The sequence below is a fragment of the Ornithinimicrobium pratense genome (assembly GCF_008843165.1).
Classification (GTDB): domain Bacteria; phylum Actinomycetota; class Actinomycetes; order Actinomycetales; family Dermatophilaceae; genus Ornithinicoccus; species Ornithinicoccus pratensis.
Window position 1 is genome coordinate 587,434 of record NZ_CP044427.1, and the last position, 13,265, is coordinate 600,698.

Annotated in this window: 10 protein-coding genes and 1 pseudogene; 1 reads left to right on the forward strand and 10 read right to left on the reverse strand. The window is 71.0% G+C overall.

Annotated elements, in window-relative coordinates:
* Positions 1-148: 148 nt before the first annotated feature.
* Positions 149-679, forward strand: coding sequence for an acyl-CoA thioesterase (locus FY030_RS02725; RefSeq protein ID WP_238348519.1), 531 nt, complete (start codon positions 149-151; stop codon positions 677-679).
* A gap of 42 nt (positions 680-721) precedes the next feature.
* Here FY030_RS02725 and FY030_RS02730 read toward each other — a convergent pair whose 3' ends face one another.
* From FY030_RS02730 to FY030_RS02770, 10 genes and pseudogenes are all read right to left on the reverse strand, one after another.
* The gene (locus FY030_RS02730; protein WP_158060173.1) at positions 722-1,657 is read right to left on the reverse strand and encodes a carbamate kinase; all 936 of its coding nucleotides are present in this window, start codon (positions 1,655-1,657) and stop codon (positions 722-724) included.
* Positions 1,654-2,493 carry an SDR family oxidoreductase gene (locus FY030_RS02735; protein ID WP_192498690.1) on the reverse strand — a complete coding sequence of 280 codons (840 nt, stop codon included), beginning with the start codon at positions 2,491-2,493 and terminating at the stop codon, positions 1,654-1,656. The genes FY030_RS02730 and FY030_RS02735 overlap by 4 nt, the downstream gene beginning before the upstream one ends.
* 10 nt (positions 2,494-2,503) lie before the next feature.
* Complete coding sequence (locus FY030_RS02740; RefSeq protein WP_158060175.1) at positions 2,504-4,399, reverse strand: hydantoinase B/oxoprolinase family protein; 1,896 nt, start codon at positions 4,397-4,399, stop codon at positions 2,504-2,506.
* Complete coding sequence (locus FY030_RS02745) at positions 4,396-6,609, reverse strand: hydantoinase/oxoprolinase family protein (protein ID WP_158060176.1); 2,214 nt, start codon at positions 6,607-6,609, stop codon at positions 4,396-4,398. The genes FY030_RS02740 and FY030_RS02745 overlap by 4 nt, the downstream gene beginning before the upstream one ends.
* Before the next feature lie 177 nt (positions 6,610-6,786).
* Positions 6,787-7,125, reverse strand: a complete 339-nt coding sequence (locus FY030_RS16710) for a hypothetical protein (RefSeq protein WP_238348702.1) — start codon at positions 7,123-7,125, stop codon at positions 6,787-6,789.
* A 59-nt stretch (positions 7,126-7,184) separates the two neighbouring features.
* Positions 7,185-7,583: pseudogene (locus FY030_RS16715) on the reverse strand (SRPBCC domain-containing protein); the annotation flags it as partial.
* On the reverse strand, positions 7,486-9,885 hold the full coding sequence (gene cutA, locus FY030_RS02755; RefSeq protein ID WP_158060177.1) for an aerobic carbon-monoxide dehydrogenase large subunit: 2,400 nt from the start codon (positions 9,883-9,885) through the stop codon (positions 7,486-7,488). The pseudogene FY030_RS16715 and the gene cutA, both read right to left, overlap by 98 nt.
* A complete protein-coding gene (locus FY030_RS02760; RefSeq protein WP_158060178.1) occupies positions 9,882-10,532 on the reverse strand; it encodes a (2Fe-2S)-binding protein in 651 nt (216 codons plus the stop codon). Before FY030_RS02760 ends, cutA begins: the two co-directional genes overlap by 4 nt.
* Positions 10,529-11,422 (reverse strand): FAD binding domain-containing protein, encoded by an 894-nt coding sequence (locus tag FY030_RS02765; protein ID WP_158060179.1) that lies wholly within the window; start codon positions 11,420-11,422, stop codon positions 10,529-10,531. The genes FY030_RS02760 and FY030_RS02765 overlap by 4 nt, the downstream gene beginning before the upstream one ends.
* A 113-nt stretch (positions 11,423-11,535) precedes the next feature.
* Positions 11,536-13,077: a uracil-xanthine permease family protein gene (locus FY030_RS02770; protein ID WP_158060180.1), complete on the reverse strand. Its 1,542-nt coding sequence runs from the start codon at positions 13,075-13,077 to the stop codon at positions 11,536-11,538.
* Positions 13,078-13,265 lie beyond the last annotated feature (188 nt).

Consider the following 13,265-nt stretch of genomic DNA (forward strand, 5'->3'; position numbering starts at 1 on the left):
GTCTTGGCGCACCCTCCTGACGGGCCCCCCAGATCTGTCCTATGGTGGGTCGCGGTGCTCAACGGCGAGCACCACCTTCTTCCCCCTTCGCCCCGCAGGGTCCCGACCGGCCATCGGAGCCGCGGCGGCCTGCGGCTACCGTGACCTGGTGGCCCGTCAGTTCCAGCTCGTCCGCACCACCGTCCGCCCCCGCCCCGCCATCCCCGGCCAGGGCATCCTGGACCCCTCCGTGCTGCACCTGCGGGTGCGGCCAGCGGACCTGGACGTCTACCTGCACGTGAACAACGGCGTCTACCTGCAGATGATGGATGTCGCCCGCAGCGCCTACATCGCCGATCTGGGCGGCTTCCCCTTGCTGAAGAAGAAGCGCTGGTACCCCGTCGTGGCCGCGCAGACGGTGAGCTACCGGCGCTCGCTGACCCTCGGCCAGCGGTTCACGATCACCACCCGGGTGGTCGGCTGGGACCCGCGGGTGATCTACCTGGAGCAACTGTTCACCCGCGGGGATGAGCTGTGCGCCCGTGGCCTGGTGGCCGGCCGCTTCCTGACCCACGGCTCCGGCGCCCGGGTGCCGGCCACCGACGTCGCCTCGCTGCTCGCTCCGGGTGTGCCCTCCCCGCCGCTGCCTGCCGACGTGGACCAGTGGGCGCGCGCGATCGACGTGGCGCACCGGGGCTGAGCACCGACGGAACGCCGGGTGGGGGACGCCGGCTCGCGCCGCTCAGCCCGGGGTGATGACCGTGCCCACCTCACCGTCCACGGCGTCGGCGATGCGGGGGAGCGCGGTCACGACGGCCATCGCTCCGCCTTGCTCGACGAAGCGGGTCACGGCCTCGATCTTGGGCAGCATGGAGCCTTCGCCGAACTCGCCGGCCTCGATGTGCGTGCGGATCTGCGACGCACTGACCCGCCCGACGGGCCGGGCCTGCGGCGTGCCCCAGTCGAGCACGGCGTGCTCGACGTCGGTCGCGATGACGAGCAGGTCGGCCTCCACCTGCCGACTGAGCAGGGTGGCGGTGAGGTCCTTGTCGATGACCGCCTCGACGCCCTGGTAGCCCCCCCGGTCGTCCGGGACGACCGGGATGCCGCCGCCGCCGGAGGAGACGACGAGGAAGCCCTGGGCGAGCAGAGCGGCCACCGCGGGGGCGTCGACGATCCGCCGCGGCTCGGGGGAGGCGACCAGCCGGCGCCACCCCTTGGCCCCCTCGTCCCGCCAGGTCTGCCCCAGCGAGGTCTGCGCGGCCGCGTGCTCGGCGTCGTTGTAGGGACCGACCGCCTTGGTGGGCCGGTCAAAGGCGGGGTCGTCGGGGGACACCTCGGTGCGCGAGACGAGCGCCGCTACGGGCTGGTCCGCGCAGGCCGCGGCCAGGGCCCGCTCCAGCGCGTTCATCAGGGTGAAGCCGAGGGTTCCCTGGGTCTGGGCCCCGCACCAGTCCAGGCTGACCGGCGTGAGCTGGTGGGCAGACAGCTCGTTCTTGAGCAGGATGTTGCCGACCTGGGGACCGTTGCCGTGGGTGAGGACGACTTCGTGCCCGTCGGCCACGAGCCGGGCGATGTGCTGGGCAGCCACCTCGATCGCGGCTCGTTGGTCGTCCTGGGTCGAGCGCCCGTCCGACGTGGTCATGGCGTTGCCCCCGAGGGCGATGACGATCCTCATGATGTCTCCTTCGACAGCAGCTGGGTCCAGGTCGTGGGCGGGCGCCCGAGCAGGTGGGTCAGGGGTGTCGGGTCCACGGTGAACCCGGTCTGGTCGTAGGCCTCGAACATCGCCAGCAGGTCGGTGAGGGCGCAGCCCTGGGTCCGAGCTCCTGGGCCGGACCGCCACTGCTCGATGGTGATGGAGGAGGCCGTCACTGGGCGGCCCAGGACCCGGGTCGCGGTGCGGGCCAGGTCCTCGACAGTCAGCTCCTCCGGCCCGCCCAGCACGTGGGTGCTGCCCGGCTCGAGCTGGCCGGACAGCGCGGCCACGGCGACCTCGGCGATGTCCCCGAGGTCGACGAGGCTGAAGGGAGCACTCACCCGGTAGGGCACTTCTAGGCGCCCGGCGAGCGCGGCCCCGAGCAGGTTCTGCTGGTAGGCGCAGGGGCGCAGGACGACCGCCTCGGGCCGCACCCCCCGGAGCACGGTCTCGGCCCGCGCCTTGCGCAGGTGGTGGGCCATCCGGGCGTCGTGCGGGTCGGCGACCGAGTGGTAGACCACCCGGTCCACCCCCGCCTCGGTCGCGGCCTGGGCGACCAGGTCCACCATCTCCACCTCCGCGGGGTGGACGTTCGGCACGATCAGGTATGCGGCCTCGGCGCCGGTCAGCGCGTGGGTCAGGCCGTCTCCGGTCAGGGCGTCCGCCTGGTGCCACTCGACACCGGCGGGGCCGTCGGCCTGGCCAGGGTGGCGGGTGGTCCCGCGCACGGCCAGCCCCGCGTGCAGGGCCGCCGCAGCGACGGCGCTACCGGTCTTGCCGGTGGCGCCGAGCACCGCGACGGTCCCTGCACGCACGGGTCGTCCCTCAGAGCCAGTCGACGTCGGCGGACGTCGCGCCGCCGGAGAGACTGGCATAACCCGGGCCCCGGTCGAAGAACGGCTCCTCGCCGCGCTCGGCACGGATCGTGGCCCGCAGCTCCTCGGTGGCCGCGGTGTCGATGGCCGGCTCGTCCTTGGTGCCGGAGGCGACCACGCCGTAGTCCGCGCGGGCGCCGTCGAAGGAGATCTTCCCCCAACGCAGGTCGCGCTCGATCTCATCGACCGGCCGGTCGAGCGGGTCACCCCAACCGCCACCACCCGTGGTGCGGATGCGGATGACCTCACCGGCCTTGACCTCCTCGGCGTCGACCAGGGCCTCGACCTCGCGCTCGTGCGGACCACCCGGGTCGATGGTGACCTGGAAGGGCCGGCCGGCCTTGCCGCCCTTGACGCCCCAGCACGCCAGGATCGACCGGTCGGCGATCGACATGAAGTGGCCGTCCTTGAGCATCCGGATGTGCTTCTCATAGCCCAGACCGCCGCGATAGCGACCGGCGCCGCCGGAGTCGACGGCCAGGCCCAGACGCTCGACCAGGAACGGAAAGCGGGACTCGGTGAACTCAGTCGGCAGGTTGCGTGACTCGGGCACCACGTGGATGGTGTCCTCGCCATCGGCGTAGTAGCGCCCGCCGGAGCCACCGCCGAGCACCTCACGCATCAGGTAGTCCTGGCCGTCGCGGTCCTTGCCGTAGACGCCGGTGTAGCGGATCGTCTCCTGGTCGGCGGGCATCCGACCGTCCACCGCCTTGGCGATCACCCCGGAGAGCACCCCCAGCAGACGCAGGATGACGAAGGTACGGGCATTGGTCGGTGCCGGGAAGATCGGTGTGAGCAACGTGCCCTTCTCCGGGAACTTCATCTCGATCAACGGCACGATGCCCTCGTTGACGTCCAGCTCGGCCATCCGCTCGGGGGTGTCGGCCAGGTTCCGGAGGATCGGCGCGAGCCACTTCTTCAGGAAGTTGCCGTCGGCGTAGTCACCGCAGTGGTTGATCGGGCCCTTGGCCTGCGGCGCGGTGCCGGTGAAGTCGAAGATGAGCTTCGGGCCGCCGCCCGGCTCGGTGCCGGGGCCACCGGTGCTGGTCTTGGTCAGGGTGATCCGCTGGGTGTGCAGCCTGGGCTCGTCCACCCCGTCGTGCTCGGCGTAGTCCTCCCACACGTACTCGCCGTCGGGGATCTTGGACAGGATCTCCCGGCGGTAGGTTTCAGTCGTCTTGTCCAGGATCGCCTGGAAGGCGGCCTCGATCGGCTCCCGGCCGTAGCGCCCGAAGAGCTCGGTGATGCGCTTGGCGCCCATCAGGCAGGCCGAGCACTCGGCGTCCAGGTCGGCGGCCAGGGAGTCGGGCATGCGGGAGTTGCGGGTCATGATCCGCAAGGCGGCGCGGTTGGGCACGCCCTGGTCCCACAGCTTGATCGGAGGGACCATGAGGCCCTCCTCGAAGACGCTGGTGGCGGTCGAGGGCATCGAGCCCGGCGTCGCGCCGCCGATGTCGTCGTGGTGCCCAAAGGCCTGCACGAAGGCGACGACCTCGCCCTCGAAGAAGACCGGCACGGTCACGCACAGGTCCGGCAGGTGGCCAATGCCGCCCTCGGACTCGTAGACGTCGTTGTGGAAGAAGACGTCGCCGGGGCGCATGGTCTCCAGCGGGAAGTCCCGCACGACCGGCTGCACCAGGGCGCTGTAGGAACGACCGGTGAGCTTGCGCATCTGCCAGTCGTAGATGCCGGCGCGGAAGTCGTGGGCGTCGCGGATCATCGGGCTGCGGGAGGTACGGCCGATGGCGGTCTCGACCTCCTGCTCGACCGAGGCCAGGGTGCCCTCGATGATCTCGACCAGGATGGGGTCGACGACGGTGGTGGCGGGGGTGGTGGTGCTGCTCATGCGTAGCTCTCCTCGTTCTGCGCGGAGGCGGACTGGATGACGGGCACGTCGTCGGTCAGCTCACGGGAGGCGACCGTGTCCGGCTTGGTGATGACCAGGTTGCCCCAGGGGTCGACCTTGACGGTGAAGCCCGGGTGGACGGGGATGGTCGAGCCGAACTCCTCGATGATCGCCGGCCCCTCGACGGTGTCGCCGCCCCGCAGGTCGGGCCGCCAGAAGACGGGGGTGTCGACATAGTCCGCGTCCGCGTCGAAGCAGACGGGGCGCACGGAGGTGCAGGCCCGCTCCGGGCTGCCGTCGCCCTCGGCGATGGTCGGCAGCTCCGGCCGGGTGATCGGGCCGATGCCGGTGACGCGCAGGTTGACCCACTCCACCGGCTGGGTGTCATCACCGCGGAAGTCGTAGCCGTACAGGGCCCGGTGGGCCTCGTGGAAGGCGTCCGCGACCGTCTCGGCGGCGGCGGCGTCCAGGTCGCCCTCCGGCACCGACACGCGGACCTCGAAGGCCTGGCCGACGTAGCGCAGGTCGGCGCTGCGCTGGTACTGGTGCTGCTCAGGGGTGAAGCCCTCGATGTCCAGCGCGTGTGCCGCGCGCTCGGTCAGCTCGGTGTAGGCCTGCTGCAGGGCACCCAGGTCGAGTGCGGCGTGCTTGGCGACCATGGTCTGCACGTAGTCGTTCTTGACGTCGACAGTGAGCAGGCCGAAGGCGGAGACGTTGCCCGGGTTCAGCGGGACGATGACCCCGGCCAGATCGAGGATGTCGACGAGCCGGCAGGCCAGCAGCGAGCCGGAGCCACCGAAGGTGGCCAGCATGAACTCGCGCACGTCCAGGCCGCGCTTGACGGAGACCTGCCGCAGCGCGTTGGCCTGGTTCCAGGCGCTGATCTCCAGGATGCCCGCGGCGGCGTGCTCGATGCTGAGGTCGAGCTGCTGCGCCAGGCGCTCCAGACCGGCGCGGGAGGCGTCCGCGTCGAGCGGGATCTCGCCACCGAGCAGGTGGGCCGGGATGCGACCGAGCAGCAGGTGGGCGTCGGTGATGGTGGGGGCGCCGTCGGCGCCCCCGTTGCCGTAGCACAGCGGGCCTGGGTCCGCACCGGCCGAGTGCGGCCCGACCTTGAGCGATCCCTCCGGGGAGATCCAGGCGATGGACCCACCGCCGGCTCCCACCGTGACCACGTCGATCATCGGGATCTTGGAGGGGTAGGCACCCACGGTGCCCTCGGTGGTCAGGGTCGGCTCGCCGTTCAGCGCCACGCAGACGTCGGTCGACGTGCCTCCACCGTCGCAGGTGAGCACGCGGTCGAAGCCGGCCTTGCCGGCGATGAGCGCGGCCCCCAGGGCGCCAGCGGCGGGGCCGGAGAGCACGGTGGTGATGGGCTGGTGCACGACCTCATCGGCCGACAGCACGCCACCGTTGGACTTCATGATGTAGAACGGCATCGCACGGGGGGCTGCGCCCCCCGTGGACCCCCCGGCCTCAGCGTGACCACCCTCGGTGTAGCTGTGCAGGCGCTCGGAGATGTTGGTGACGTAGGCGCTGACCTTCGGCTTCACGGCCGCGTCCACCAGGGTGGTCATCGAGCGCTCGTACTCGCGGTACTCGCGCAGCACCTCGCTGGAGAGGGAGACCACCACGCCGGGATACTCCTCCTCAAGGATGGCCCGCATCGCCTGCTCGTGCGCGGGGTTGGCGTAGGCGTGCAGGAAGTTCACCGCCATGGTGGTGATCCCGCGCTCCTTGAACCAGCGGGCGACCTGACGGGCCCCCTCGACGTCGAAGGGGCGGACCTCGTTGCCCTCGAAGTCCATCCGGCCACCGACGGTCTTGACCAGGTCGGCGGGGGTGATGCGGCTCGGCTTGACCCAGAAGTAGGAGTTGCCGTAGCCGTTCGGGACGGTCTGGCGAGCAATCTCGAGAACGAACTCATAGCCCTCGGTGGTGATGAAGCCGACCGGTTCAACCTTGCCCTCGAGCAGCTGGTTCGTGGCGACCGTGGTGCCGTGCGAGACCGCGGTGATGTCACTTCCTGAGGCCTCGAGCAGGTCCAGGACCTTGTCGATGCCGTTGATGAACCCGTCAGCCGGGTTGCTCGGCGTGGACGGGGTCTTGGTGGTGGTGATCGTGCCGGCGTCCTCGTCGAAGGCGACGACGTCGGTGAACGTGCCACCGGTGTCGATGCCGATCCGGATTCGGCGGTGCGTGTTGCTCATCCAGCTTCCCTTCGGGCCTGTTGCGGGGGTTGGCCTGCGCGTGGCCGGACGGAAACAGGGTCCAGCGCCCGGCCACGCGCCTTTGATTCAAGCCGGTTAACCTGCCCCCTTCGTCGTCAAGATATGACGACGGCCGACGAGACCTTCAGCGGATGTTGCTAGATGGTGCGCGGGCGCTCAGCGACGCCTGAGGCGAGCCCCCACCGCGACCCCGACGAGGGCGACCGCGGCCCCGGTCAACATCGGCAGGAGCTGCCCGGGGGCCGAGGGGATCGCCCCGCCGGGGGAGGGCAGGGACGGGCGCGGTGCCCCCGCGCCGGCCCGGGGAGTGCCGGTCTGCCCGGCAGGCTGCACTCCGGCCCCGTGATCACCGGTCGCGTCGCCGCCGGCCAGCTCTTCGTCCCCTCCTGCCGCGGTCTGGGAGCCGGCGGCCAGATCCTTGTCGATGTTGGTGAAGAACTGGGTGGCCAGGCGCTTGGCGACGCCCGAGAGCATCCGCTGGCCGACCCCGCCCACCGGCCCCCGACCACCGCGTCGGCCGTCCAGTCCAGATCGGTCCCGCCGTCCTCGGCGGGGGAGAGGCGCACGTGCACATCGGCGTCGACCGTGCCCGGCCCACCGCTGCCGGACAGGGAGAGCACGAAGCTCTCCGGCTCCTGCTCCTGGCTGAAGGTGGCGAAGCCGTCGTAGCTGCCCTTGATCGCGGCGACCCCGGCGACCACGGTCATCGCGAAGCGCCCGGGTTCCACCTCGCGCAGGCTCTGGGCGCCGGGCAGCGAACGCTCCAGCACCCCCGCGTCGTGGAAGGCGGCCCAGGCGGTCTGGGGGTCGACGGACAGGTGGTTGCGGCCGGTGATCTGCATGTCAGGCTCTCCTTCAGGAGGGGTCGGTGGTATCGCTGGCGTGCTGCTTGCGCAGCTCCCACAGCTCGGGCGGCGAGATCGGCATACGCCGGATCGGGAACCCCTCGGCATCCTCGACCGCTGAGGCGATCGCCGCCGAGGTCGGGATCGTGCCGGCCTCGCCGGCACCCTTGATGCCCAGCGGGTTCAGCGGGCTGGGGGTCTCCAGGTGGTCGGTCTCGATGTGCGGGACCTCCGTGGCGAAGGGCATGAGGAAGTCCATGAACGAGGCGTTGAGCAGCTGCCCGTCGGCGTCGTAGGCGAGGCGCTCGTAGAGGGCGCCGCCGATGCCTTGGGCTACCCCGCCGTGGACCTGCCCCTCGACGATCATCGGGTTGAGCATCGGCCCGCAGTCGTGGACCACGCAGTAGCGCAGCACGGTGATGTCGGCGGTGTCGGGGTCGGTCTCGACGACGGCGGCGTGCATGCCGTTGGCGAACGTGGTCCGCACCGGGGAGAAGAAGTCGCTGCCTTCCAGGCCGGGGTGCTCCGCGTCGCCGATAGGCGGTTTGCTCTCATCGCTCTTGCCGCCGAACTGGGTCGCCGCCCGAGCCGTCTCGTCGAAGGCATAGCGCAACGGGTTGGCCAGCACGGCCACCATCGGCAGCGGGATCTGGCTCTTCGGCGCACCCTTGACCCGGACGATGCCGTCGACGATCTCCAGGTCGTCGGGGTTGGCCTCCAGGGCGTCGGCCGCGATGCGCAGCGCCTGCTCCTTGACCTTGCGGGCCGTCAACAGCAGCGCGTTGCCGCTCATCACGGCGCCGCGCGAGCCCCAGGTGCCGACCGAGTAGGCCATCCGCCGGGTGTCACCGGTGGTGACGTGCACGTCCTCGACCTTGACGCCGAGCTCGTCGGCGACAATCTGAGCAAAGACGGTGGCATGGCCCTGCCCCTGGGTGGTCAGCCCGGTGGAGACGTTGACCCGGCCGTTGGTCTCGACCTCGATGTGCCCGCCCTCATACGGGCCGGCCCCGGTCCCCTCGACGTAGCACGCCATACCGATGCCGACCCGCCGCCCCTCGGCGCGGGCCTGCTCGCGGTAGTCCTCGAAGTCCTCCCAGCCGACCAGCTCCTTGAGCTTCTCCAGGCTGGCCGGGAAGTCCCCGGAGTCGTAGATGCCCATCCGGCCGTCCTGGAGCACCATGCCCAGGTCCCAGGGCATCTGCTCAGGCTGGACGAAGTTGACCGAGCGCACCTTGGTGCGGTCCTTGTCCAGGTGCCGGGCGATGGCATCCATGGTGCGTTCCATCAGGTATGCAGCCTGGGGTCGGCCGGCGCCGCGGTAGGGGGTGACGATGACCGTATTGGTGTAGAGCGAGGTGAAGGTCACCGAGAAGTGACGCATCCGGTAGGGACCGGGGATGTGGGTGGCCGTGTTGAGGGGGACGATGACGCCGTAGGGCAGGTAGGCCCCGTGGTCGTGCCAGACCTGGGCCTGCATGCCCAGGATCTGGCCGTCGTCGTCGAAACCGACCCGCACGTGCTGCAGCTGCTGGCGCTCGTGCGCGGACGAGATGAAGTGCTCCCGCCGGTCCTCGACCCACTTGATCTTGGCCTGCATGCGCATCGCCGCCGCCGCCACCGCGACGTCCTCGGGCCAGGGGTGGTTGATCTTCACGCCGAACCCGCCACCGACGTCGGGGGCGATCACCTCCACGGCGGACAGGGGCAGGCCGAGCTTGGCGGCCAGGGCTGCCCGCAGCCCGGTGGAGGTCTGGGTGGAGGCGTGCACCTTCAGCCGCCCCTCCTCGGCGTCCCAGCGGGCCAGGATCCCCTTGCCCTCCATCGGCATGCAGGCGCTGCGCTCGATGTCGAGATCCAGCTCCAGCACGTGAGGGGCCGCGTCGATCTGACCGGCGGCGTCACCGAGGTGCTGCTCGAAGTAGGCGCCGACGTTGCCCGGGGCTTCCTCGTGCACCAGGCGCTCCGCGGCCCGGGCGGCCTCCACGCCGACGACGGCCGGCAGCGGCTCGTAGCTCACCCGCACCCGCTGCGCCGCGTCCTCGGCCAGGTAACGGTCCTGGGCGACGACCATGACGATGGGCTGGCCGACGTGGTGCACGCGGTCCTTGGCCAGCGCGTAACCGGTCACCGGGTGCTCGATGCTCGGGTGCGGCAGCAACATCGGCAGCGGCTCGGCCGCCGAGCCGGTCCCCTCCAGGTCCTCCCACGTCCACACCGCGACGACGCCGTCCACGTCGATGGCGCCGGAGGTGTCGATGTCGACGACCTTGGCGTGCCCGTGCGGGCTGCGCACGAAGGCGGCGGCCAGGGCGTCGTGCCCGAGGTCGTCGAGGTAGCGGCCGTCCCCGCGGACCAGCCGTGGGTCCTCGCGGCGCTGGACGGATGATCCGACGGTGCGGGTGCTCATCGCTGCTCCTGCCTCTCGGTCGGCGCTGCTGGTGTCTGCGTGCCGTCCGGCGGTGCCTGCTCACCGCGGCGCAGCTCGGCGGCGCGGCAGACGGCCTTGACGATGTTCTGGTAGCCGGTGCACCGGCACAGGTTGCCGCCGATAGCCTCCCGCGCCTCCTCCGGGGTGGGGTCCGGGTTCTCGTCCAGGTAGGCGGTGATGGTCGTGAGGAAACCGGGGGTGCAGAAACCGCACTGCAGGCCATGGCACTCCACGAACGCCTGCTGAACCGGCCCGAGCTCCCCGTCCGGGGTGCTCAGGCCCTCGACCGTGGTGATCTGGTGACCTTGCGCGGTCGCGGCGAACATCAGGCAGGCGCGGGCCGGCTGGCCGTCGAGCAGCACCGTGCACGCGCCGCAGACACCGTGCTCGCAGCCGACGTGGGTGCCGGTCAGGCCGAGGTCGTGGCGCAGCGCATCGGAGAGCAGTCGACGGCCGGGCACACGAATATGCTGCTCGGCGCCGTTGACCCGCAGGTAGACGTCGAGCAGCTCCTCGGGCTGGGCGGCGCCGCCGGCGGGGTCGAACGAGGCGCGGGGCACGGTGGTGACGATCGTGCCGCGCACGCTCTTGGGCTCGGGCTGCTGGGCGTCGGGGGTGCTGCTCATGCGATCTCCTCCTCGGCGGTGGCGCCCACCAGGGTGGACAGCAGGCGCTGGGTCTGCACGACGGCCAGGTGCCGTCGGTAGTCGGCGGAGGCGTGGATGTCCCCCACCGGGTCGACGTGGGTGGCGACCGCCTCGGCCACGGCGTCGGCGAGGCCGGCCAGGTCGGCGACGGCGGCGCCACCGACGACCGGGGTGAGGTCGAGAACGTCGGGGACGTCGGTGACGGACACGAAGCTGGCCTGGGCCTGCCCCACCGTGCCCCCACCGGGACCGTCCTGGACACTCACCGCAAGCGCCACCCCCGCCAGGGCATAGTCGCCGTGCCGGCGGGCGGTCTCGGTGAAGCCGGTGCGGGTGCCGGCCGGGAAGCGCCCGAAGATGGCTTCGACCGCGAGCTCGTCATCGGCGATCGCGGACTCCATCGGGCCCACGAAGAACTCGGCGGCGGGGACCTCCCGCTCCCCGCCCGCGGAGCGCAGCCGGACGCGGCCGTCGGTGAGCGCTAGCACGGCGGGCATCTCGCCGGAAGGGTCGGCGTGCACGATCGAGCCCAGGGTGGTGCCCCGGTTGCGGATGACCGGGTGGGCCACCCACTGCAGGGCCTGCCGCAGGAGCGGCTGCGCGGTCCGGGCGGCGGAGTGGGAGAGCAGGTGCGCGTGTCGGACGAGGGCGCCAACGTGGACGGCGTCGTCGTTGGCCACGACCGTGTCCAGGCCGGGCACGTGGTTGATGTCGATCAGGTGCGCCGGGTTCGCCAGCCGCATGTTGAGGACCGGGACCAGCGACTGCCCGCCGGCCAGCACCTTGGCCTCCGGGCCGTGCTCGGCCAGCAGGGCCAGGGTCTGGTCGAGGTCGGCCGGCGCGTGGTACGTGAAGGGGGCCGGTTTCATGGTCGGATCACCTGTTCTGCGAGCTCGGGTCTTGGGATCGTGACCGCACCCGCCCGGCCCTCGGCCAGGCGGGTGCGGTCAAGGCTATGCGGTCACGTCAGCGGTCCACCTGGTTAGCCGTCCTTGCGGTCAGGGTCGGCGTCCTGCGTCGGGGCCTGGGCCTTCTCCTCCACGATGAGGTGGCCCTCGGAGGTGCGGCCCAGGATGCGGTGACCGTAGAGGCCGTAGTCGTCGGCGAGCCCCAGGTTCTGCAGGTTCTGGCCGCCAGGGGGATCGGCGATATGGGCGGTGCCGAAGTCGTCGTCCTTCATCGAGGCGGGCATCAGCAGGGCCACCATGTGGTAGGCCAGGATCGTCACGATGGTGCCGAGGGCGATGCCGGCCAGCGAGAAGTCGCCCATGTCCAGGGAGGTGTCGCCGATGGCGATGATGATGCCGGCGGCGACGGGGACCAGGTTGATCGGGCGGGAGAAGTTCACCCTGTTCTCGACCCAGATCTTGGCGCCGAGCAGGCCGATCATGCCGTAGAGCACCACGGTGATCCCGCCGAGCACGCCGCCAGGGACAGCCGAGACGAGGGCGCCGAACTTGGGGGAGAGGCCGAAGATGATGGCCACCAGGGCCGCGACGTAGTAGGCCGCGGTGGAGTAGACCCGGGTGGAGGCCATGACGCCGATGTTCTCGGCGTAGGTGGTGGTAGGCGACCCCCCGACCGAGGTGGCCAGCATGGTGCCGACACCGTCGGCGGCGACAGCCCGACCCATGACCGGGTCGAGGTCGTGCCCGGTCATCTCGGCGACCGCCTTGACGTGGCCGACGTTCTCCGCGACCAGGGCGACGACCGCGGGGAGCATCAGCAGGACGAAGGTCAGCTGGATGTCGGGCAGGTGCCACCCGACGACGCCCGCGGCGCTGTCGGTCGCCGGCGGCAGACCCAGCCACGGGGCGTCCACCACCCCGGACCAGTCGACGCGGTTGTGGGTGTCGACCTGGTCGGTGTTCGCGTTGTAGGCGGTGATCGGGCCGGTCACGATGTCGGCCAGCCAGGACGCGACATAGCCGAAAACCAGCCCGAGCAGCACCGAGACCCGTCCCCAGAAGCCGGGCAGGACGGTGGCGAGCAGGATGGTGGCGGTCATCGTGGCCAGGGCGATCCACTGGTCCTGTGGCCAGTACACATTGGCCACGACCGGCGCCAGGTTGAAGCCGATGAGCATGACGACCGCGCCGGTGACGACCGGCGGCAGGATCTTGGTCAGCGTCGCGGCACCCATGAAGTGGATGAGGATGCCGGTCAGGGTCAGCACGATGCCGGCGACGAAGATCGAGCCGGTGACCTGCTGGGGCGTGCCGCCCTGGGAGATCACTGCGGCGACACCGCCGACGAAGGCGGCCGAGGTGCCCAGGTAGGAGGGCACCTTGCCCTGGACGATGAGCAGGAAGGCGATCGTCGCGATCCCGCTCATCATGATCGCCAACTGGGGGTTCAGGCCCATGATCAGGGGGAAGACGAACGTGGCGCCGAACATCGCGACCACGTGCTGGGCGCCCAGGCCCACCGTCTTGCCCCAGCTCAGGCGTTCGTCGGGTGCGACGACGTCTCCGGGTCTGAGGTTCTTCCCGTCCCCGTGCAATTTCCAGCCGAATGCCGACACCGCAAACTCCTTCGTTCGTGGGGGGCGCTCACGGGCCCCGCAGGGTCTGGGTCGGGGCACGCCTCCTGTGCCACCCGACACTAAACCCCGCCCCGAGGGACAGGACTGGCACTATGTGACGTTGGGAGCGGGCACCGTTGGGCACCTCTTGACGGGTATGCGGTATGCGCCCCGGGGGTGGGGTGCGG

Bases quoted from the DNA above. Each gene is read 5' to 3' on its own strand.
- FY030_RS02730 (WP_158060173.1), bottom strand. From the start codon at position 1,657: ATGAGGATCGTCATCGCCCTCGGGGGCAACGCCATGACCACGTCGGAC.
- FY030_RS02740 (WP_158060175.1), bottom strand. From the start codon at position 4,399: ATGAGCAGCACCACCACCCCCGCCACCACCGTCGTCGACCCCATCCTG.
- FY030_RS02745 (WP_158060176.1), bottom strand. From the start codon at position 6,609: ATGAGCAACACGCACCGCCGAATCCGGATCGGCATCGACACCGGTGGC.
- cutA (WP_158060177.1), bottom strand. From the start codon at position 9,885: ATGAGCACCCGCACCGTCGGATCATCCGTCCAGCGCCGCGAGGACCCA.
- FY030_RS02760 (WP_158060178.1), bottom strand. From the start codon at position 10,532: ATGAGCAGCACCCCCGACGCCCAGCAGCCCGAGCCCAAGAGCGTGCGC.
- FY030_RS02765 (WP_158060179.1), bottom strand. From the start codon at position 11,422: ATGAAACCGGCCCCCTTCACGTACCACGCGCCGGCCGACCTCGACCAG.